The organism is Accumulibacter sp. (assembly GCF_032229525.1).
Classification (GTDB): Bacteria; Pseudomonadota; Gammaproteobacteria; order Burkholderiales; family Rhodocyclaceae; genus Accumulibacter.
Window position 1 is genome coordinate 1 of sequence record NZ_JAVTWB010000253.1, and the last position, 21,398, is coordinate 21,398.

A 21,398-nucleotide genomic window follows, 5' to 3' on the forward strand; every position below is an offset into this window, starting at 1 on the left:
GACCGCCATCATCTGCATCACCTTTTCGTTCGTGCTGGCTACCGGGTTTGCGATACTGTCGCCCTGGCCGTGGTGGTGCAGATCGGCCTTGGCCTGGTCGGTATCGCTGGCCTCGTGCTGAGGGTTCCCGAGGTTCTGATGTTTGGCCTGTTTCTCGGTGTTTTTGCGGTGTATTCGCTGCTGATCCTGCGGCCCTGGCGGGTGGTGCCCGGCTTGCGCCGCATCAGCCACGTGCTCGGCCTGCCGTCCAGCCAGGTGCGCGGCATCTTCGTCGGCTACTCTTCCAGGGAAAAATCTCCCGAGTTGCTCGACTCGATAGCCAGTCGACTGGGTCGCGGCTACGATTACGATCTCAGCGTATACCGGCGAGATGTTCCCACCAGGGATGGACATGATATGTACTGCGTCCTGCAGCTTAGTTCCGATGGTGATGAGGCCCTGGTTGGCAGGATCAATCGCGACGCAGTGTCGATCATGAAGCATCTGGACTGCCGGAAGGGTGTGGAAGTGCGTCTCTTTGTCAGTCGCGACGATGCCAACGAGGCGCGCAACCGTTCCAGTGTTGCCGGTATCAGTGCTTGCAAGCGCGAGCAAGATCGCCGTGGTGGATGCCGTAGTACCTTGATCTACTCGGCAGTACAGGGTGACCGTCCCTTGCCGGTGGGGGAGGCGCTGGATTTTGAAGCCCATTCCCTGGCTGGAAAGTGAACCGGGGTGTTCAAGCGGATCCTGACGGTCTGTACCGGCAACATCTGTCGTAGTCCGGCGGCCGAGTTCCTCCTGCGTCAGGGCATTGACGCCCGGCGAGGTGTGGAGGCGCGCTCGGCGGGCATTGGCGCGCTGGTCAATTTTCCGGCCGACGAGACCACCTGCGCAATGATGCAGGCGCGTGGCCTTGACCTCGCTGAGCACCGGGCCAGCCAGTTGACGCCGGAGCTCTTGCGCTGGGCGGAACTGGTTCTGGTCATGGAGCCGCATCATCGGGATGCGGTGCTGGCGATGGATCATACCGCCCGTGGCAAGACCTTCCTGCTCGGACACTGGACGAAAACCGAGATTCCTGACCCCTTTCGGCGCGGCGACAAAGCGCATGCAGAAGCGCTTCGGCTGATCGAAGAGGCCGTTGAGCCCTGGCTCGAAAAACTTGCTTGAGAGCGCCCGAGCAGCGCATCACGGTCATTGTCCTGTCGTTGTGGTTGGCGATGCAGTAACTCCCTTGAGTCGGTAGGAATGTGGCGGCGAAAATACCGGTCTGCGGGCACCCGGCGGCAACACCGTCGGTGCTTGCCGCCAGGCGCGAGCCTATCGGCCCCTTCACCGCGTTCATGCTTCGCTTCGCCTCGCGGCACAAGGCCGCCGCCTGCCGTTGACCCGGCTGCCGGGCTTATTGCCTCGATCTCTCGCTGCCTCGAACGCCAAGCGCGTGCGCGAAAAAATGAGGCCACCAAGCTTCCTCGCAAATTCACTACCACCGCCAATTGTGTGTGCGGGCGTGAAATAGCGCACTTGAAATGGTGTCGGCGGGCGCTATGCTGCGGGCGTGCTTCAAGAGATCGGTCCGAAACACGAGCGCTTGGCCGCTGCCGCTTTGCCGCGCCGTGGCTTGCGTGCTCGCGACGGAGGGGCGCGTTGCCCTGCTGCCATGCCGATCCGGTCGAGTTCTCCGCGGGCCACGATCAGTGTGCAGGAGTTGTGCGGCGTCTCGGCGCCCGGTGTAAACTACGCAGCGCCCGTTGTTCAGTGGGCGTCGGTGACCGCAACAATGGATACAAATGAGGGTTCAGCATGAATGTGTCGTCTGCACTGCCTGGCCGAGTCCGGCTCCTCCTGATGGCTATGGCTGCGCTTGCCCTGGCTGGCTGCAGCCTTATCCCGGGTAACCAGAGCTACAGTAGCCGCGAGGAATCCGCGGTGATGCTGCCGGTGCAGCAGGGCGATGCTCTGGTGCCGTCCAATATCAAGATCAAGCCGATTACCGCCGAGCTGATCGTCGACATGTTCAAGGCGGCGCGGCCGCCGCGCGGCGATGGCACCAGCACCGCCAGCGTGGCGAGCAGCAAGGCGCCAGGTCCGGGCAGCCAAGGTTCCAGGCCGACGCCCGAATACCGGCTCGGTCCCGGCGACATCATTTCGGTCATCGTCTGGGATCACCCCGAGCTGACCATTCCGGCGGGCAGCTTCCGTACTGCCGAGCAGGCGGGCACCGTGGTGAACGACGACGGGACGATCTACTTTCCCTACGCCGGCGTGCTCAAGGTGCAGGGAATGACGACCAGCGAGGTACGCAAGCTGTTGTCCGCCAAGCTCGCCAAGTACATCGAGCAGGTGCAACTCGACGTGCGCATGGTGGCCTTTCGCAGCCAGCAGGTGTATGTCGTTGGCGAGGTCGCGAAGCCGGGAATCCAGCAGGTGACCGACATTCCGATGACCGTCCTCGAGGCGGTCAATCGCGCTGGCGGCTTCACGACGGAAGCGGATTTCAGTCGCGTTCTGCTGACGCGGCGCGGCGAGACCTATCTGGTCGACGTCCAGGCGATGTATGACTATGGCGCGACCGCACAGAACGCTTTGCTCCAGCACGGCGACATCATCAACGTCGCCGATCGCAGCTTCAACAAGATCTTCGTTCTTGGCGAAGTCGTCCGGCCTGGCTCACAGCTGATGAACAAGAAGCGCTCGACGCTCGCCGAGGCTCTCGGCGACGCCGGCTATCTCAACCAGGCGACCTCCGACCCGCGCTGGATCTACGTCATGCGCGGCGACACCGAGACGCCCGAGCTGTTCCATCTTGACGCTCGCCTGCCTGACGCCATGTTGCTCGCCGATCGCTTTCCCCTGCATCCGCGTGATGTGGTCTACGTCGACGCAGCGGCGGTCGTTCGCTGGCAGCGGGTGATTGCCAACATCTTGCCGACGGCGACGATGCTCAATTTGACCAGCCAGACGCAGTACCCGCTGTTCGGCGCCCGGCAACCACCTTTTTGAGCTTTCCGAGATTCCTACTCCCGGGCCAGGGGCGGTGGCCAGTATATAGCCATCGCACTTGACTGCTGACGGCCCCGCACCCTGCTAAACACACCTGCTCGCCTCACCGAACAACAGGCGACCGTAACCACGGACGATCAATGGATAACGACCAGCCGCAACGCCCCTTAAACGCCGTCGGCCTTGCTGCCAGGGGGGGGGCGCCGATACAGGCGCAGTCGATGCAGCAACTTTCCCCGGACGATGAAGATGAAGGCCTGGCGCTGGGTGAAATCATTGCCGTGCTGATGGACTACCGCTGGCTGATTGCGGCCATCAGCCTTTTTGCACTGGTCCTGGGTTTGGCCTGGGTGGTCATCGCCAAACCGGTCTACCGTGCCGACGGCCTCTTGCAGGTTGAAGAAAAGAAGTCCGGCGTGGGTTCCTTGAAGGCCCTGGAGCCCTTGCTGGGCGACGATACCACCGTCTCGGCCGAACTCGAAATCCTCGGTTCGCGGATGGTCCTCGGGCGGGTGGTCAGCAAGCTCAAACTGGATCTTGTCGCCGTTCCCCGGCAGTTCCCGGTGTTTGGCAGCGCCGTGGCACGACGCTACGAGGGCGACGAGCCGAGCTCGCCGTGGCTGGGTCTTTCGAGCTTCGCCTGGGGTGGGGAACGGATTCAGGTCGATGCGCTGGAGGTTCCCGTGTCCGCGCTCGATGAAAGGCTTTCCCTGGTCGCCGGCGCGGGCGGGGCGTTCGAAGTTTTCGACGATGACGGTCAGCCGATCCTGCAGGGCACGGTGGGTACGCGGGCCAGTGCCAACGGCTACTCGATTTTCGTCGCCGAACTCAAGGCGCGGCCGCAGACGGAGTTTCGGCTGATGAAGCTTTCTGCCGAAGCGGCCATCGATGACCTGCGCAAAAACTACGCGGTCAAGGAACGTGGCAAGAAATCGAGCATCCTGGAGCTGAGCCTGCTCGGCAAGGATCCCGGACAGATCGGCGTCGTTCTCGACGACATCATGAATACCTATGTTCGCCAGAACGTCGAGCGACGTTCGGCCGAGGCCGAGAAGACACTGTCCTTCCTCGAAAAGCAGTTGCCGATCCTGAAGAAGGAGCTGGATAGCGCCGAAGCGGCCTACAACAGCTATCGGCAGAGCCGCGGCTCGCTCGATCTCAGCCTGGAAACGCAGGGCGTCCTCAAGTCACTGGTCGAGGTCGAAAACGCTGTGGTGCTGCTCAAGCAGGAGCGGGACGAGCTACGCCAGCGCTTCACGCCCGAGCACCCGACCATCCAGGCGGTGGACAACAAGCTGCAGCGTCTCACTGAGCGCCGCAAGGCCTTTGACGTAGACGTCGCGCGTCTGCCGGATACCCAGCAGACGGTGCTGCGCCTTGCTCGTGACGTGCAGGTGTCGACCACGCTGTACACCGAGTTGTTGAATACCGCGCAACAGCTGCGGGTCTCCAAGGCGGGTACGGTTGGCGACGTTCGCATCATCGACTCCGCAGCGGTCGGCAAGGAACCCGTTGGCACCAAACCGCTGGCCATCCTGGCTGTGGCGCTGCTGCTGGGTCTGCTGCTCAGCATGGTCGTGGTCTGGGTCCTGCGCTCCTTGCGTGTGGCCATCGAAGACCCGGAGATCCTCGAGGCGAAACTCGGCCTGCCGGTCTATGCCACGGTGCCACACAGCAAGACCGAGGATGAGCTGAACCGCAAGGCAGCGTCCGGCGTCGGCGGAATCCTGGCGGTGGACTTTCCGGAGGAAGATGCGGTCGAGAGCTTGCGCGGCCTGCGCACGACGCTGCACTTTGCGCTCCTCGATGCCGAGAGGAACTCGCTGATGATCACCGGATCGAGTCCGGCCCTCGGCAAGAGCTTCATCTCCAGGAACCTCGGTGTGGTCCTGTCGCAGGTCGGCAAGCGCGTGCTGATCATCGATGCCGATTTGCGCAAGGGCTACATCCACAAGAGCTTCGGTCTGGAGCGTGCGGTGGGGGTTTCCGAGTACGTTGCCGGGCAGGTTTCGCTCGAGGAGATCGTCAAGGCCACGCCGGTGCCCAACCTGTGGGTGGTCAGCACCGGCCAGATTCCGCCCAATCCGTCGGAACTGTTGATGCATGAGCGTTTTGTCACGCTGCTGACTGAACTGGGGGCCCGCTTCGATACGCTGATCGTCGATGCGCCGCCGGTGCTTGCCGTTTCCGATGCGGCGATCATCGGCCGGCATGTCGGCGCGACGCTGATGGTCGCCCGGGCAGGCAAGCACCCCATCCGCGAGCTGGAACAAGCGGTCAAGCGCCTCAATCAGGCCGGCGTCGAGGTCAAGGGTTTTGTCTTCAATGATCTCAACGTCAACCGTCAGCGGTACCGTTACGGCTACAAGGGCTACGTCTATCGCTACGCGTACACGAAGTAGGCGTCATTGGCTGGCATCGGCAGCGATGGGTGGCGGTTGAAATGCTTTTGACGCGTTGGTCTGCCGCCGCGCACGGCGGCGGCAGGAACAACTGCACAATTTTGGCCACTACCGGCCACTACTGGTTATTGACGACCCCCTGGCTGTCGCCATTTGAAGGGGCGGCGCGTCGCCGACGCGCCTCGTAAAGGCAGACGCCGGTGGCCACCGAAACGTTCAGGCTGGCGACCGAGCCGAGCATCGGAATGCTCACCAGCTGATCGCAGCTTTCCCGGGTCAGGCGGCGCAGGCCGTCGCCTTCGGCGCCGAGTACCCAGGCACAGGCGGTCGGCCACTGCGCAGCATAGAGGTCTTCTGGCGCCTCGGAATCCGTGCCGACCACCCAGATTTGACGTTCCTTCAGTTCGCGCAGGGTGCGGGCGAGATTGGTCACCGTGACGTAGGGGACCGTCTCGGCGGCGCCGCTGGCGACTTTCACCGCCGTCTGGTTGAGGCCGACCGCGCGGTCCTTCGGGGCGATGACGGCGTGCGCGCCGACCGCATCGGCGACCCGCAGGCAGGCGCCGAGATTGTGCGGATCCTGGATGCCGTCGAGGACCAGCAGGAAGGGCGGTTCGTCGAGCGTGTCGAGCACGTCGTCGAGAGTCACGTGGCGCTGCGTCGCGTCGACGGTGGCGATCACTCCCTGGTGCTTGGCGCCGGGAGCCATCGCTTCGAGGCGGGCGCTGTCGACCGGCAGCACGCGGGCCTTGGCGAACTCCGCGTGACGAACGAGGTCGCGCAGGCGGGCATCGTGGCGAGCGGCATCGACATAGATCTCGCGCACGGCACCGGGGTCGTGGCGCAGTTTGGCGAGGGTCGAATGAAAGCCGAAAATCAGGCGTGAATTCTGGGACATGGAGAGGGGCGCGCCGGTAGGGAGAGGGCGCGATTCTACCAGCTTGCAGCCGGCCTGTCGGTTCTCGCGGCGCCGCTGGTGCGTCCGGAGCGTCGCTGTGGCGGCTCGGACAAGCCCGCTACGGACTGATGTCGATGCTCTCCAGGGTGCGCGAACGCCAGTCCAGTACGGCGGTGCGCATGGTCATTTGCTCGCCAAGGCGGGGGAACTCGGCACGAATGACATCGGCGGCAAAGCTCGACAGGAAGCGCGACTTGAGTTCGGCGCGGGCGCGGTCGACGCCAATTTCATCGTAGGGCACCGAGGCCAGGAGCAGGAAACCGTCGTCCGGGATGCGTCCGGCCTGCATGTTGGCTTCGATGATGCCTGCGGCCGTGCGGATCGGGCCGTCCAGATTCGGACTGTAGGGGCCGATGATCAGCGCGATGTTGGGCGTGTGCAGGAAGTCGAAGCCACGCCCCAGGCAGATCATCCACTCGCGGTGCTCGATGTCCAGCAGGCGCTCACGACGGAGAATCTCGGAGCGCACGGTCTCGATATGGGCGAGATTGCCGTGCAGCAGCGGCAGCAGATCGTTGCGCATCCGCGCCGGCATGTCCGGCAGGAGGGCGGCGAGGCGTGGCTCGAGCGTCTCCCGGTCGGCGACGCTGAGCGTTGCCAGGTTCAGCTTGTCGCCGGCGGTACCGTGGATGACCAGGGCGTCCTCGTCGGTTTCGAAGCCGCAGACCAGAGGATAGACCGTGCCATGATCACTGCCGAAGATGTGCTCGACCTGGCGGCGAATCTGGTAGGTATGGGCGATCGCCGCTGCGGTGTCGTAGTTGAAGCCGGCGCAACCGCGACGCGGGTCGCCTTGCGAGTAATGGTAGGTGACCAGGAAGACCAGATGGTGTCCGCTGCTGACGACGCGCTGCACGTGGTGGGCGAGGACCTCGCCGAGATGCGGCCAGCCGAGGTCGAAGATGCCGCCGAGGTTGCGAAAGGGCATCAGCAGGCCGACCGGCGTGTTGGTCGCCACCGGAATGTTGATCCGGCCATCCATGCACTTGAGCACGGCGATTGCCGTCGGATGCTCGGCCATGTAGCGCTCGCGCGCCAGCCAGGCTTCGGCGCTGCGGAAGATCGCCCCGTGTCGGTCGGCGAGGCCGAAAACCCAGTCGATGCGTTCGCTGATCGGCTTGGCGTGGATGTCCATGGCAGACGGGTCTCCGGACTGAACCTGCGGAACACGCGGCCGCACGCCGGCCGAGCGTTTCACCACGCGGGGATGCCGGTGAACGAAGAGCAGTATCGTCGCCGTCGCTGTTCAGGTCAAACGGCATACTTGCCTGCTGGCCGACGCGGATGCCCGATCGCGCCGGCCGCCGCTCAAACGATCATGCCGGCGCCGACGGTGTTGTTCGACGACTCGTCGATGACGATGAAGGCGCCGGTGCCACGGCTTTCGGCATAGGGGTCGGCGAAGATCGGCTGGGCCAGTTTGAAGCTGACCCGGGCGATGTCGTTCATCGTCAAACGCTCGGCTGCTTCACGCTCCATGGTGTTGATGTCGACGCGGAAGGCGATGCCGGCGAGCATCGCCTTGCTGTCGCGCGTGGTGTGGCGAATGAGGTATTTGCGGCGCGGATCGAGTGGCGCCTCGGCCAGCCAGCAGAGCATGGCGTCGATCTGTTTGGTGACTTGCGGCAATTCGCCGGTCTTGACGATCATGTCGCCGCGCGAGATGTCGATCTCGTCTTCGAGCAGGAGGGCCACCGACTGCTCGCAGAACGCGCGTGGCAGCGATTCGCCGAGGACCTGGATGTCCTTGACCCGGGTTTCGCGTCCGGAAGGCAGCGCCGTGACGGCATCGCCGATCGCCAGTTCGCCGGACTCGACGCGGCCCATGAAACCGCGATAGTCGTGCAATTCCGGGTTGCCGGAATCCTGCGGGCGGCAAACGTATTGCACCGGAAAACGGAATTTCTCGGCGTGCGCGCTGTGCATCGCCGGCACGGTTTCCAGGATCTCGACGAGGTTCGGCCCGTCATACCAGTCCAGCCGCTCGCCGCGGCCGACGATCATGTCGCCGTTCAGCGCCGACATCGGGATGAAGCGCACATTCTCGATGCCCAGTTTGCCGGCAAAGGCCAGGTAATCGGCCTTGATCCGGGCGAAGACTTCCGGTGAATAGTCGACCAGATCCATTTTGTTCACCGCGACGACGACGTGCGGGATGCCGAGCAGGTGCGCCAGGTAGGAGTGGCGGCGGGTCTGCGCCAGGACGCCCTTGCGGGCGTCGATCAGGATGATCGCCAGGTCGGCCGTCGACGCGGCGGTGACCATGTTGCGGGTGTACTGCTCGTGGCCCGGTGCGTCGGCGATGATGTACTTGCGCGTGCCGGTGGTGAAGTAGCGATAGGCGACGTCGATGGTGATTCCCTGTTCGCGTTCGGCCTGCAGCCCGTCGGTGAGCAGCGACAGGTCGACGACGTCGAGCCCGCGTTTTTGCGAGGTGCGCTGCATGGCGTGCAGGGTGTCGGCGAGGATGGTCTTGCTGTCGAACAGCAGGCGACCGATCAGGGTGCTCTTGCCGTCATCGACGCTGCCGCAGGTGAGAAAGCGCAGCAGGCCGTTGTCGGGAATGGCCTCGAGCGGGAGTTGTTCAATGGGTTCGATTGCGGACATCAGAAATAGCCTTCCTTCTTGCGTTGTTCCATCGATGCGTCCGAGGTCTGGTCGTCGAGGCGCGTGGCGCCGCGCTCGGTAATCGTCGTGATGGCCGTTTCGGCGATGATCCTGGCGACGCTGTCGGCGTCCGATTCGACCGGGGCGGTGCAGGTGATGTCGCCGACGGTGCGAAAGCGGACCATCATCTCCTCGACCACGTCGCCGGGTCTGACCGGCGTCACCTCGGTGACCGGCAGCAGCCCGCCGCTGCGGCGCACGATCGGGCGGCGGTGCGCGAAGTAGATCGACGGCAATTGCAGTTTTTCGCGCTCGATGTACTGCCAGACGTCGATCTCGGTCCAGTTCGAGATGGGGAAGACGCGGATGTTCTCACCCTTGAAGCTGCGCGCGTTGTAGAGGTCCCACAGTTCTGGTCGCTGGTTTTTCGGATCCCACTGACCGAACTCGTCGCGGAAGGAAAAGATGCGTTCCTTGGCGCGCGCCTTCTCCTCGTCGCGGCGGGCGCCGCCGATGCAGGCGTCGAAGCCGAATTCCTCGATTGCTTCGAGCAGGGTCACCGACTGGTGCTTGTTGCGCGGTTCATCCGGCGACTTGAGTACCACCGTGCCGCGTGCCATCGAGTCTTCCAGCGAACGAACGATCAGGCGTTCGCCGAGTTCGGCCGCCCGGCGGTCGCGAAAGTCGGTGACTTCGCGGTAGTTGTGGCCGGTGTCGATGTGCATCAGCGGGAACGGAAAACGCCCCGGGCGGAAGGCCTTCTCGGCGATGCGCAGCATGCAGATCGAGTCCTTGCCGCCGGAGAAGAGCAGCACCGGGTTGCTGCACTGGCCGGCCACCTCGCGCATGATGTGGATGGCCTCGGATTCGAGCCAGTCGAGGTGGGAAAGGGTGACGCTGGAAAGTGTTGCGGTACTCATGATTGACCTGTGCTTCAAACGATTCATCGATGCTGCGTTGGCGGATTCAGGCGCGCTTGACGTGCAAGCCGCATTCCTTCGATTCCGGATTTTCCCACCACCAGCGGCCGGCGCGTACATCTTCTCCCGGTGTCACGGGCCGGGTGCACGGCGCGCAGCCGATGCTCGGATAGAATTTGTCGTGCAGGGCGTTGTACGGCACCTTGTTGAGCTTGAGGTAGGCCCAGACTTCGCGTTCGCTCCACTCGGCGAGCGGGTTGAATTTCTCCAGCCCGCCATCGCCACTGCCGGCGTCGAAGCTGCGCATCGGCAGCTGTTCGCGGGTGGCTGACTGCTGCGCGCGCATGCCGGTGATCCAGGCCTTGCGGCCGCTCAGCGCGCGTTGCAGCGGCTCGACCTTGCGCGCAAAACAGCAGCCCTTGCGCAATTCCACCGACTCGTAGAAGGCGTTGATGCCGTGCTCGCGGGTCCAGGCTTCGATCAGCTCGTGGCGTGGATAGTAGAGGCGCAGGTTGAGCCCGTAGTGGCGTTTCACCTTGGCGATCAGGTCGTAGGTTTCGGCCGGCAGGCGACCGGTGTCGAGCGAGAAAATCTCGATGTCCAGCTGGTCGCGGACGATCAGGTGGGTCAGCACCATGTCTTCGGCGCCGAGACTGCTGGCGAAAGCCGCCGGCGAGAAATCGTTGGCGATCTCGCGCAACAGGCGGCGCGCGGCGTCGACCCGGGTGGCCAGCGCGTTGAGCAGCGCCGGGTCGTCAAGATTGGCCTGGATGCTCATGCCGCCTCCTTGGGGCTGCGCCGCCGGAAGAACGGTTGCGGCTGGTCGACCGCCGCCTGGTAGGTCTCGCTGAAGACCCGCAAGCCGGCCAGCGCCTTGTCGATATCCTTGTCGGCCCGTACCGCGTAGGCGTTGATGCCGCAGCGGCGCATGAAAAAGAGCTGGTCCTGCTGTACGTCGCCGAGGGCCCGGATCTCTCCGCTGTAGCCATGGCGCTCACGCAGCAGGCGGGCGCTGGAGTAGCTGCGACCATCGGTGAATTTCGGGAAATTGACGCCGATCACCGCGAAGCGGTCGACGTCGTCGGCAAGCTGTTCCGGCCCTTCGTCGCTGTCCAGCCAGACGCCGAGTTGCTGGGTGGCGGCGACGATCTCGTCCTTGCGTGCCAGCCACACCGCTAGCGGTAGCAGCACCGGTCCTGCCGGCAGGGCGACCGATTCCGGCGTCTCGCCTTCGGCCAGGGTGAGCAGCTGCCAGTGGTCTTCGACAATCTGTTCGTTGTTGATGATTCTAGGCATTGACGACTTCCTTTTCCTTTGGTGCGACCTTGGCCGTACGGCGCCGGTCGCGGCCGGCGTAGGCGCGGGCCTTGAACGGCTCGACGCCGACGCGCAGCCAGGTGTCGATGAAGCGCTCGCTGGCGGTGCGCTGTTCGAGATAGACGCTGATCAGCGCCTCGATCACCTCTGGTACTTCCTGGGCGTAGAACGACGGGCCGATCACCTTGCCGATGGTCGCGCCGTTGCCCTGCTGGCCGCCGACGGTGATCTGGTACCACTCCTCGTCGTTCTTATCGACGCCGAGAATGCCGATGTTGGCGACGTGGTGGTGGCCGCAGGAGTTCATGCAGCCGGAGATGTTGAGCGAAATGTCACCGATGTCGTAGAGGTAGTCGAGGTTGTCGAACCTCTGGTTCACCGCTTCGGCGATCGGTAGCGAGCGCGCGTTGGCCAGTGCGCAGAGGTCGCCGCCGGGGCAGCAGATCATGTCGGTGAGCAGTCCGATGTTGGCGGTGGCCAGCCGGTGGCGGCGGGCGATCTGCCAGACTTCGTGGAGATCGCTTTGTCGGACGTCGGCGAGGACGACGTTCTGCTCGTGGCTGACGCGTAGTTCGCCGAAACTGAAACGATCGGCGAGGTCGGCGACGGCGATCATCTGCTCTTCGGTGATGTCGCCGGGGGCGACTCCCGGGGCTTTCAGCGAGAGTGTCACGGCGGCGTAGCCGGGCGTCTTGTGGGCGTGCACGCAACGCTTGACCCAGTTGGCAAAAGCCTTGTCGGTGTGCAGTCGAGCCGTGTGCACGGCGTCTGCGACGGGCAAGTGCTCCCAGTCGGGTGGGGCGAAATGGTCGGCGATGCGCTCGAACTCGGCGTCGGTGACGGTCGTTTCGCCGTCGCGCAGGTGCGCCCATTCGGCTTCGACCTGGCGGGTGAACTCCTCGACGCCGAGGGCCTGGACGAGGATCTTGATGCGTGCCTTGTACATGTTGTCGCGGCGACCGTAGCGGTTGTAGAGCCGCAGGATGGCGTCGAGGTAGGACAGCAGATGCCGGCGCGGCAGGAAGTCGCGGATCGGCTTGCCGAGGATCGGCGTGCGGCCGAGGCCACCCCCGACGAATACCCGGAAGCCGATTTCGCCGCGCTCGTCACTGACCAGGTCGAGACCGATGTCGTGCGCGCGAATCACCGCACGATCCTGCGCCGCGGCATTGACCGCGATCTTGAACTTGCGCGGCAGGAAAGCGAATTCGGGATGGAAGGTCGACCACTGGCGCAGCAGTTCGCAGTACGGCCGCGGGTCTACCAGTTCGTCCGGCGCGACGCCGGCGAAGTGGTCGGTGGTGATGTTGCGCACGCAGTTGCCCGAGGTCTGCACGGCGTGCATCTCGACACTCGCCAGTTCGGCGAGGATCTCCGGCGTTTCCTCGAACTTCGGCCAGTTGAGCTGCATGTTCTGCCGCGTCGTGAAGTGCCCGACGGCGCGGTCGTAACGGCGCGAGATCTCGGCCAGCTTGCGCAGTTGCGCCGAAGAGAGCATGCCGTAGGGAATGGCGATGCGCAGCATCGGCCCGTGCCGCTGGATGTACAGGCCGTTCTGCAGGCGCAGGGGGCGCAGTTCGTCGGTCGACAGTTCGCCGGCCAGGTGGCGTTCCATCTGGCCGCGATACTGGCTGACGCGTTCGTCGATTAGTTGCTGGTCGGTGCTGTCGTAGCGATACATGGGTCGCTCCTGTTATGAATGGGGCTCTGGCTGGGGTAGGGCAATGGGCAAAGGCAGCTACTGGGCGATCAGCTTGCCGCCGATCAACAGCAGCATGCAGGCCAGGATCGGGCGAAGAATCCGGTCCGGGATCTTGGCCGAGGCGTGGCTGCCGAGCCAGATCCCGGGTAGCGAACCGAGCAGCAGGCTGCCGAGCAGCGACCAGTCGACGCTGCCGAGCATCCAGTGGCCGAGCCCGGCAACCAGGGTCAGCGGCACGGCGTGCGCCACATCGCTGCCGATGATGCGGATGGTCGGCAGCCGTGGGTAGAGGTAGAACAGGACGGCGACGCCAAGGGCTCCGGCGCCGACCGAGGAGACGGTCACCAGCACGCCGAGCAGGGCGCCAACGGCGATCGTGATCGGCGCCCGCAACTCGGTGTGCGCACTGTCATTGGCGTGCGCCAGGGCGTGGTTCTGCAGCTTGTGGCGAAAGATGATGGAGCCGGCGGTGAGCAGCAGGGCGATGCCCAGCGAGACCGAAATGATGTGCGATACCTCGGCACTCTGCTTCGGCAGGAAAGACAGCGCCCAGATCGTCAGCAGCGCTGCCGGAATGCTGCCGATTGCCAGCAGGCGGCTGACGCGCCAGTCGACGTGCCCTTTCTGGGCGTGGACGACGGTGCCGCCAGCCTTGGTGATCGCCGCGTAGAGCAGGTCGGTACCGACCGCCGTCGCCGGGTGGATGCCGAAAACCAGCACCAGCAGCGGCGTCATCAGCGAGCCGCCGCCAACGCCGGTGAGTCCGACGATGGCGCCGACGACGAAACCCGACAGGGTGAACATCCAATCCATGAAGGAGTTGCCATAGCAATTGAAGAGGGCGCATGTTACCAGCACACCGTTTGCTCGAAAAAGACTATTCAGTTAGATTGTTATAACCGTTAGCGATTAGTGAGGATCATGAAACTCCAGCAACTTCGTTACCTTGTCGAAGTGGCGCGTCGTGGCCTCAATGTCTCGGAGGCGGCGGCGGCGCTCTATACCTCGCAACCGGGAATCTCCAAGCAGATCAAGCTGCTCGAAGAGGAACTCGGGGTGACTGTTTTCGAGCGCAGCGGCAAGCGCCTGACGGCAGTGACCGAGCCTGGTGGGGTCGTGCTCGGCATCGCCGAGCGCATCCTGCGCGATGCCGAGAACATCCGCCGCGTCGGTGAGGAATACGCTGGCGGTGATTCCGGCAGCCTGGTCATCGCCACGACCCATACGCAGGCGCGCTACGCGCTGCCGGCGGTGGTCAAGAATTTCGTCGACCGCCACCCCAAGGTCAGGCTGTCGCTGCGCCAGGGGCATCCGACGCAGATCGCCGAGTGGGCCTTGAAGGGGGAGGCGGATATCGCCATCGCCACCGAAGCGCTTGACCAGTACCCGCAGCTGCTGATGCTCCCGTGTTACCAATGGGTGCACTGCGTCATCGCCCCGGAAGGACATCCGATTCTCGGCGAGAAGCCACTGTCGCTGGCCGCCCTGTCGCGTTGGCCGTTGATCACCTACGATTCGGCTTTCGCCGGGCGCTCGCGGATCAACAAGGCCTTCGAACTGGCCCAGTTGACGCCCAACGTGGTGCTTACCGCGATTGACGCCGACGTCATCAAGACCTACGTCAGCCTCGGCCTGGGGCTCGGGATCATCGCCGGCATGGCTTTCGACCCGGCCCGCGACGCCGGTCTGCAGGCGCTGCCCGCCGAACACCTCTTCGGTTCGAATACGACGCGCATCGGCCTGCGTCGTGGCAACCACATTCGTCGCTACGAATACGAGTTCATCGAGCTCTTCGCCCCGCAACTGACCAGGAAAGCGGTGGACATGGCAATGGCCGGTGCGCGGCCGGGCGAGGAGTATCAACTTTGACGACCCGTCACCTTGATGTTGTCGGAGCTGCTTCAGGCCTATAGTGTGCTGCTCATGATGATCGGTCGGCGCAAATCTCCCGGCCGATCAGTGTCGATGTCGAGAGCTCGCTGGAAGCTTCAGGTCGAGAACGCGCCGGTCCGGTCGACCGGACCGCTTTCTGCAAAGGACTGTTGATGACCAGCCCACCAGCTTCACCGCCACAACGCAAAGCCGTTGCTACCAAGCGAAGAGCACGAAAGACACTTGCGGTCCGCCGGACAATCGGTGCGACGCCACCCGAGCCGGGCCTGGTCGATCAGCTGCAGTCCAGTTCAGCTGCCACTCGCGGGGCAGCGACCGCAGAGGGCTGCTCAGGAAAGATGCTATCGGCTGCGTCAAATGCCATCGAACCGGCCCTCTTGTCGCACGCGGAATCCTTTGATTGTTTCTGGTTCGCGGGGATAATTACCGGGCGGCAATCAAGAGTGGCAGGACTGGAGGATTGAAGATGAACGCACGAGTGCAGGCCCTTATTGAGCAAGCCAGAAGCATGACCGCTGAAGAGCGACTGGTGGCACTTGACGCCCTGCAGGAACTCGTAGTTCCGCCCGACAAGGATTGGGAGGCAGCTTGGGCTCGGGAAAGCGAGAATCGCCTGGATGCCTACCTGCGTGGCGACATCCAGGCTGAAGATTTCGACGTGATGATGACGAGGATGCGGCGGGAATTCCTGGATCAGCGATGAAGGTTCGCCTGCTTCGAGCAGCCGGCGTCGAGTTGCGCGAAGCCTTGGCGTGGTATCGCGAACGCAGCCCACTTGCCGCCGAGAACCTCTGGTTGCGTGTACAGGACGCGCGGCGCTCGATAGTGCTTTTTCCGCAAGCGGCGCCGCTGATCGGCCAAAGATCGCGTCGCTTTATTCTGGCCGGCTTCCCTTACGATCTGATCTACTGCGCACGGCCAGAAGAAATCGTGATCGTTGCATTTGCCCACCACAGCCGCCGCCCTGACTACTGGAACCATCGCCGGCGTGACATTGGCTGAACACTGTCACCGTTCGCCAGCTGTTCGAGCGGCCGCCGTTGAAGGCGAGCTGTTCGGCACCGGCACGCGCAAATGCGATTTTCTCCCGCGTACGTCATTGCAACTGCTCCCCGGATGCCAAGCAGTTCCGGGCGACATTGATGCGCAAGGCGGAATATCGTATCGTGTTGCCTCGGATCGATGATCTACAGGAGCTGAATGTCATGTTGGCTGAACGACTCGAAGAATGGGCGCACGCCTACAAGGCCGAGGGTAAAGCCGAGGGTAAAGCCGAGGGTAAAGCCGAGGGTGAAGCGCTGGCATTACAGAAGCTGCTCCAGAAGCGTTTTGGTGCCATCCCCGCACATGTTCTGGCGATGATCTCCGCCGCTTCCCTTGAGCAGGTTGATCGGTGGTTGGATCAAGTGCTCGACGCGGAAAGTCTCGATAGCCTCTTCCAGCCACCCGGCTCATGAAGTGGTTTGGCGACGCGTAAGCCCCTCAGAACTCGGCCGGTTTAGTCAGCAGCGGCCATCGTCGCGACTCGTCATGCGTACCATCGGTCAGCGCAAAGAGCGTCCGGTCTGTTTCTCGGCTTCCGCAGCCCTGTTGGCTGAGGGTGCCCGCTTCAACGACGACATCGACGGCCTTCCAACGGGCAAGTTGACCTTTATCCCCAAGGGTGTGTTCCGCTGCAAGAGAATCGAGCGCTTCTTCTCGTAGTTTCCGGGGCGTTGGGCAGGGCTTTGAATCTGGGCGGTCGAGGCGCTTACGCTGCCGGCGGGGCTCTCCAGGCCAATTTCTGCAAGGGATCGTTGATGACCAACCCACCCGCGTCTCCAGCAAAACGCAAGGCGCCGGCTGCCAAGCGAAGCGCAACAAAACCCGCGGCTGCCGGCCGTACAGTCAGTGCAACGCCGACCGAGCCCGGCCTGGTGGACCAGGTGCGCGCCATGGCCAGCCGCTTGCTGGATATCAGCTCGGCGACCGTGGTTGCCGGTCGTGCGCTTCAGACGGCTAGCGAAGTCGTGCGGGCAGTGTTGCCCGGTGGCGCTGAACCCGCTGCCTGGGCCAAGACCGGTGCGGCGATTCGCACGATGCGCGAGACCGCGGGCTTGACCATCGCCGAAGTCAGCGCAGCCATCGATCTCAAGGACCCGTCACTGATCGAGGCGCTGGAGAACGGTCGAATGGCGCTGTCGTTCGAACTGATTCTGCGCCTGGCGGCGGTCATTGGCCGCAATGATCCGGTCGGTTTTGTCATGCGCTTCACGCGCAGTTCCAACCCCGATCTGTGGAAAAGCCTGGAAGCGCTTGGCGTCGGCAAGTTCGTGCTTCATTCTGTGCGAGAACGAGAGTTGGCCAACATCTATCGCAGCAATGACGCCGCGCGAGACCTTGGCGACGAAGAATTCGCCGAGATTCTGAGCTTCACGCGAGCTGCCTTCGAGATGGCCATGGCCCTGCAAACACGGCGTGGCGCTCGCCGCGACAGCTCCTTGCCGGATGACGAGAAGTGATCTCGCCAGGCAAGCGGGGCAGGCTTTTCTCGTTCGGGAGGCGGCAGCGAACCCCTACGGCCCCGAGCGACAAGCGCCTGTCGCTTGCTAGACGCTGCCATTTCTGATATTTAATCGACTCTTTGGAAATCAGGGTCTTTTAACATGGCTGATGAGTTGACCTACAAGCACTTCACTCCCTACGTTCCGGAAGCTGGCGAGGAGTACATGGACAGCAAACAGCTGGCCCATTTTCGCGGCATCCTCGAAGCTCTCAAGCAGCAGCTGATGGACGACATTGAGCGAACTGTGCACACGATGAAGGATGAAGCGACCGTTTTCGCCGATCCCAATGACCGCGCGAGCCAGGAAACCGACATCGCGATCGAACTGCGCAACCGGGATCGCGAGCGCAAGCTGATCAAGAAGATCGAGGAGACCATGGACTTGATCGACGGTGGCGACTACGGCTACTGCGCAGCCTGTGGGGTCGAGATCGGCATCAAGCGTCTGGAGGCGCGTCCAACGGCGACGATGTGCATCGACTGCAAGACCCTCGAAGAGGTGCGCGAAAAGCAGATGGCGAAGTAGGGGGCGGCCGGAGCGTGGCGCGATCGCCTGCGCTTCGTGCAAGAAGAAAAGGACGCCGCGGCGTCCTTTTCTTTGTTTCGAGTTGCTGGCCCGTGGGGGCTTACGCCGTCGGCGCGGCCCCGGCACCACCCTCTTCGGCGGTGAGCGCCTTCATCGACAGGCGAACACGTCCCTTCTCGTCGGCCTCAAGGACCTTGACGCGGACCTTCTGGCCTTCCTTGAGATAGTCGGCGACCGCATTGACGCGTTCGTTGGCAATCTGGGAAATATGCAGGAGGCCGTCACGTCCGGGCAGGATGCTGACGATGGCACCGAAGTCGAGCAGCTTGAGCACGGTGCCGTCGTAGACCTTGCCCACTTCGACATCGGCGGTGATTGCCTCGATGCGTGCCTTGGCGGCATCCGCAGCTTCGCCGCTGACCGAGGCGATGGTAATCGTGCCGTCGTCCTTGATGTCGATGGTGGTGCCGGTTTCCTCGGTGATGGCGCGAATCACTGCGCCGCCCTTGCCGATCACGTCGCGGATTTTCTCGGGATTGATCTTCATGGTGTAAAGGCGAGGCGCGTAGGTCGATACCTCCTCACGATGCACCGACATCGAGCTCTGCATCTGCTGCAGGATGTGCAGGCGCGCTTCGCTGGCCTGGGCCAGGGCGACCTGCATGATCTCCTGGGTGATGCCCTGGATCTTGATGTCCATCTGCAGCGCGGTAACCCCGTTCTCGGTGCCGGCGACCTTGAAGTCCATGTCGCCGAGATGATCCTCGTCGCCCAGAATGTCGGTCAGTACGGCGACGCGATTGCCTTCCTTGATCAGGCCCATGGCGATACCGGCGACGTGTGCCTTGAGCGGCACGCCGGCATCCATCAGCGCCAGCGAGGCGCCGCAGACGGAAGCCATTGAACTTGAACCGTTCGATTCGGTAATCTCGGAGACGACGCGAATGGTGTAGGAGAAATCTTCCGGCGAGGGGAGCACGGCGATCATGGCGCGCTTGGCCAGGCGACCGTGACCAATTTCGCGGCGCTTGGGCGTGCCGACGCGGCCGCATTCACCGGTTGCGTAGGGCGGGAAGTTGTAGTGCATCATGAAACGCTCGCGATACTCGCCGCCGAGCGCGTCGATGATCTGCTCGTCACGGCCGGTACCGAGGGTAGCCACCACGATGGCCTGCGTTTCACCACGCGTGAACAGCGCCGAGCCGTGCGCACGCGGCAGTACGCCGGAGCGGATGGCGATCGGCCTGACCGTGCGTGTATCACGACCGTCGATGCGCGGCTCGCCAGCGAGGATGCGGCCGCGGACGATGCGGGCTTCGGCGTCAGATACCATTCTGCGGATCGCGCTGGCGTCGGGAGCGTTGTCATCGGCGGTCAGCACTTCGACCGCGTAGGCGGTGATTTCCTTGAGCCGCTGGCTGCGCACGGACTTGCTGGTAATCCGGTAAGCCTCCTGCAGTTCGCCGTCAACCAACTTGTCGAGCTTGCCGTGGACGGCTTCGTTCCGGGCTGCTGCTGTCCACTCCCATTCCGGCTTGCCGGCCTCTGTAACCAGTTCGTTGATGGCGTTGATCACCGCCTGCATCTGCTGATGACCGAAGAGTACGGCACCGAGCATCACTTCCTCGGACAGTTCCTTGGCTTCCGATTCGACCATCAGCACCGCTGTCTGCGTTCCGGCGACGACGAGGTTGAGGTGGCTCGATTGCAGCTGGGTGTTGGTGGGGTTGAGCACGTACTGACCGTCAAGGTAGCCAACGCGGGCGCCGCCGATCGGCCCGTCGAACGGGATGCCGGAGATTGCCAGGGCCGCCGAAGCACCGATCATCGCCGGGATGTCGGGATCGATTTCAGGATTGAGCGACATGACCATCGCGACGATCTGAACTTCGTGAAAGAAGCCCTCGGGGAAGAGCGGACGGAGAGGACGGTCGATCAGTCGCGAGGTCAGCGTTTCCTTCTCGGACGGGCGGCCCTCACGTTTGAAGAAGCCCCCGGGAATCTTGCCTGCAGCGTATGTTTTCTCAATGTAGTCGACGGTCAGCGGAAAGAAATCCTGACCGGGCTTGGCGGTCTTGTTGCCAACCACGCTGACCAGCACGACCGTGTCGTCGACGGTGACGATCACCGCCCCACCGGCCTGGCGCGCTATTTCGCCGGTTTCCAGGGTGACCTGATGAGCACCGTAGGCGAAGCTTTTCTTGACGATATTAAACATTGTTGCCTTTCTCAATAGTCTGGCACGTGCCTGCCCACGACTCCGGCAGGCAATTCAACAGGCGTACCATTTTGGCAAAAAAGCCGTAGCAGCAGAAACAGCGGCACAGCCCGCAAGGGGCTGGCCGCCGACGGCTATTGGAGTGGCCTGCATCTCCGACCGCAGTGCGGTTCGGGGAGCGGGCTTATTTGCGCAGGCCGAGACGCTGAATGAGGCCGCGGTACGAGTCGACGTTGGTGCGCTTGAGGTAGTCCAGCAGCTTGCGGCGCCGGCTGACCATGCGCAGCAGACCTCGACGCGAGTGGTTGTCCTTCTTGTGCTCTCTGAAATGGCCGGTGAGGTCGTTGATGCGTGCGGTGAGCAGCGCCACCTGGACTTCGGAGGAACCGGAGTCGCCGGCGGCACGCTGGTAGTCGGCCATGATTTGCGCTTTTTGCGCCACGTTGATCGCCATGTCAAACTCTCTTTCATTAAAAACGGCGCAGCCCCGGTTTGATAGAGCGAACGCCAGATGGATAAATGGTGCATCGCTTGGCGAAGCGAACCGCGGATTCTAACGCGTGCCCGGCTGCGCGGCAAGCTGCCGCGGTCGAGGTTTTTCCAGGGCAAGGCCGTTGCCATAGCCGGAAGAATGGCTTCACATCTCCCGGAGGGGCCGGTTCAGCGACGCCGGGGCACCGGGCCGGGCGGCGAATGCTGATTGCAGCATCCTCTGATCGACCCGCCAGCGCTTATCGTTCGCTGCCGCTGGCGTTGGCCAGTTGTTCAGCGGTGTTGATGTTCTTGAAGGCCGCCAGGTCATCGTCGAAAGCCACTTCGATGGTGTTGAGCGTTCTGTGCCACAAGTCGAGCTTGCGTCCGCCTCTTTCCAGGAAGCTGGTCAGCTGCGGCAACAACTCGCGCCGGCAGAGGCAGAACGCCGGCTGTGGCTGAGCGAAGCTGCGGGCGGTGGCGAGGTCGGCACCATGGAGAACCAGTGCCGCTCGCAGGCGGGCAACGAGATCGACCGGTAGAAATGGCGAGTCGCACGGCACGGTGGCTACCAAGGGGTGGGCGGCTCGCGCCAGGGCGACCTGCAGACCGGCCAGCGGACCGGCAAAACCCGGGAACTGGTCGCCGAGCACCGGGTAGCCGAAGGCCTGGTAGCGTTCCTGGTTTTGATTGGCGTTGACCAGCAACTCGTCGACCTGCGGTGCGAAGCGTTCGAGCACGCATTGCAGCAGTGGCTTGTCGCCAAGCAGTTGGAGCCCTTTGTCGGCGCCGCCCATGCGGCGGCTGAGGCCGCCAGCGAGAATTACCCCGGTAACCGCTTCGTCAGTCATCAT

The 21,398-nt window shown here is 63.4% G+C and carries 21 protein-coding genes and 1 pseudogene; 11 read left to right on the plus strand and 11 right to left on the minus strand.

The features are described from left to right. From RUW20_RS19710 to RUW20_RS19725, 4 genes and pseudogenes are all read left to right on the plus strand, one after another. A pseudogene (locus tag RUW20_RS19710) lies at positions 1-708 on the plus strand (hypothetical protein); the annotation flags it as partial. Between the two features lie 6 nt (positions 709-714). Next, positions 715-1,152 carry a low molecular weight protein-tyrosine-phosphatase gene (locus RUW20_RS19715; RefSeq protein ID WP_313953924.1) on the plus strand — a complete coding sequence of 146 codons (438 nt, stop codon included), beginning with the start codon at positions 715-717 and terminating at the stop codon, positions 1,150-1,152. Between the two features lie 678 nt (positions 1,153-1,830). Beyond that, positions 1,831-2,985: a polysaccharide biosynthesis/export family protein gene (locus RUW20_RS19720; RefSeq protein ID WP_313953925.1), complete on the plus strand. Its 1,155-nt coding sequence runs from the start codon at positions 1,831-1,833 to the stop codon at positions 2,983-2,985. Between the two features lie 221 nt (positions 2,986-3,206). Continuing rightward, on the plus strand, positions 3,207-5,387 hold the full coding sequence (locus tag RUW20_RS19725) for a polysaccharide biosynthesis tyrosine autokinase (RefSeq protein WP_313953926.1): 2,181 nt from the start codon (positions 3,207-3,209) through the stop codon (positions 5,385-5,387). Positions 5,388-5,505: 118 nt separating this feature from the next. Here RUW20_RS19725 and rlmB read toward each other — a convergent pair whose 3' ends face one another. The 8 genes from rlmB to RUW20_RS19765 form a co-directional block, all read right to left on the minus strand. Then, entirely contained in the window at positions 5,506-6,285 is a 780-nt protein-coding gene (gene rlmB / locus RUW20_RS19730; RefSeq protein ID WP_313953927.1) for a 23S rRNA (guanosine(2251)-2'-O)-methyltransferase RlmB, read from the minus strand. A 118-nt stretch (positions 6,286-6,403) separates the two neighbouring features. After that, positions 6,404-7,480 carry a carboxysome shell carbonic anhydrase domain-containg protein gene (locus RUW20_RS19735; protein WP_313953928.1) on the minus strand — a complete coding sequence of 359 codons (1,077 nt, stop codon included), beginning with the start codon at positions 7,478-7,480 and terminating at the stop codon, positions 6,404-6,406. A gap of 173 nt (positions 7,481-7,653) precedes the next feature. Then, positions 7,654-8,952, minus strand: coding sequence for a sulfate adenylyltransferase subunit 1 (locus RUW20_RS19740; protein WP_313953929.1), 1,299 nt, complete (start codon positions 8,950-8,952; stop codon positions 7,654-7,656). Next, entirely contained in the window at positions 8,952-9,872 is a 921-nt protein-coding gene (cysD, locus tag RUW20_RS19745; RefSeq protein WP_313953930.1) for a sulfate adenylyltransferase subunit CysD, read from the minus strand. The genes RUW20_RS19740 and cysD overlap by 1 nt, the downstream gene beginning before the upstream one ends. A 46-nt stretch (positions 9,873-9,918) precedes the next feature. Beyond that, positions 9,919-10,650: a phosphoadenylyl-sulfate reductase gene (locus tag RUW20_RS19750; RefSeq protein ID WP_313953931.1), complete on the minus strand. Its 732-nt coding sequence runs from the start codon at positions 10,648-10,650 to the stop codon at positions 9,919-9,921. Beyond that, positions 10,647-11,168, minus strand: a complete 522-nt coding sequence (locus tag RUW20_RS19755) for a DUF934 domain-containing protein (protein WP_313953932.1) — start codon at positions 11,166-11,168, stop codon at positions 10,647-10,649. The genes RUW20_RS19750 and RUW20_RS19755 overlap by 4 nt, the downstream gene beginning before the upstream one ends. Further along, positions 11,161-12,870, minus strand: a complete 1,710-nt coding sequence (locus tag RUW20_RS19760) for a nitrite/sulfite reductase (protein WP_313953933.1) — start codon at positions 12,868-12,870, stop codon at positions 11,161-11,163. The genes RUW20_RS19755 and RUW20_RS19760 overlap by 8 nt, the downstream gene beginning before the upstream one ends. Before the next feature lie 57 nt (positions 12,871-12,927). Continuing rightward, positions 12,928-13,704, minus strand: a complete 777-nt coding sequence (locus tag RUW20_RS19765) for a sulfite exporter TauE/SafE family protein (RefSeq protein WP_313954046.1) — start codon at positions 13,702-13,704, stop codon at positions 12,928-12,930. Positions 13,705-13,812: 108 nt separating this feature from the next. Between RUW20_RS19765 and RUW20_RS19770 the strand changes: the two genes are divergently transcribed. The 7 genes from RUW20_RS19770 (at position 13,813) to dksA (ending at position 17,855) form a co-directional block, all read left to right on the plus strand. Then, the gene (locus RUW20_RS19770; protein WP_313953934.1) at positions 13,813-14,760 is read left to right on the plus strand and encodes a CysB family HTH-type transcriptional regulator; all 948 of its coding nucleotides are present in this window, start codon (positions 13,813-13,815) and stop codon (positions 14,758-14,760) included. Between the two features lie 490 nt (positions 14,761-15,250). After that, positions 15,251-15,487, plus strand: a complete 237-nt coding sequence (locus RUW20_RS19775) for an addiction module protein (RefSeq protein WP_313953935.1) — start codon at positions 15,251-15,253, stop codon at positions 15,485-15,487. After that, positions 15,484-15,786: a type II toxin-antitoxin system RelE/ParE family toxin gene (locus RUW20_RS19780; protein ID WP_313953936.1), complete on the plus strand. Its 303-nt coding sequence runs from the start codon at positions 15,484-15,486 to the stop codon at positions 15,784-15,786. Before RUW20_RS19775 ends, RUW20_RS19780 begins: the two co-directional genes overlap by 4 nt. Positions 15,787-15,926: 140 nt before the next feature. Then, the gene (locus RUW20_RS19785) at positions 15,927-16,241 is read left to right on the plus strand and encodes a DUF4351 domain-containing protein (protein ID WP_313953937.1); all 315 of its coding nucleotides are present in this window, start codon (positions 15,927-15,929) and stop codon (positions 16,239-16,241) included. Positions 16,242-16,314: 73 nt separating this feature from the next. Further along, positions 16,315-16,488, plus strand: coding sequence for a hypothetical protein (locus tag RUW20_RS19790; protein ID WP_313953938.1), 174 nt, complete (start codon positions 16,315-16,317; stop codon positions 16,486-16,488). A 230-nt stretch (positions 16,489-16,718) separates the two neighbouring features. Next, on the plus strand, positions 16,719-17,285 hold the full coding sequence (locus tag RUW20_RS19795) for a helix-turn-helix transcriptional regulator (protein ID WP_313953939.1): 567 nt from the start codon (positions 16,719-16,721) through the stop codon (positions 17,283-17,285). 144 nt (positions 17,286-17,429) lie between these two features. Beyond that, positions 17,430-17,855 carry an RNA polymerase-binding protein DksA gene (gene dksA, locus RUW20_RS19800; protein WP_313953940.1) on the plus strand — a complete coding sequence of 142 codons (426 nt, stop codon included), beginning with the start codon at positions 17,430-17,432 and terminating at the stop codon, positions 17,853-17,855. 100 nt (positions 17,856-17,955) lie between these two features. On the opposite strand, the gene pnp is transcribed toward dksA, so the two are convergent. From pnp to mobA, 3 genes are all read right to left on the minus strand, one after another. Continuing rightward, positions 17,956-20,073, minus strand: coding sequence for a polyribonucleotide nucleotidyltransferase (gene pnp / locus RUW20_RS19805; RefSeq protein WP_313953941.1), 2,118 nt, complete (start codon positions 20,071-20,073; stop codon positions 17,956-17,958). A gap of 184 nt (positions 20,074-20,257) precedes the next feature. Next, on the minus strand, positions 20,258-20,527 hold the full coding sequence (gene rpsO, locus RUW20_RS19810; RefSeq protein WP_313953942.1) for a 30S ribosomal protein S15: 270 nt from the start codon (positions 20,525-20,527) through the stop codon (positions 20,258-20,260). A gap of 277 nt (positions 20,528-20,804) precedes the next feature. Then, a complete protein-coding gene (gene mobA / locus RUW20_RS19815) occupies positions 20,805-21,398 on the minus strand; it encodes a molybdenum cofactor guanylyltransferase MobA (RefSeq protein ID WP_313953943.1) in 594 nt (197 codons plus the stop codon).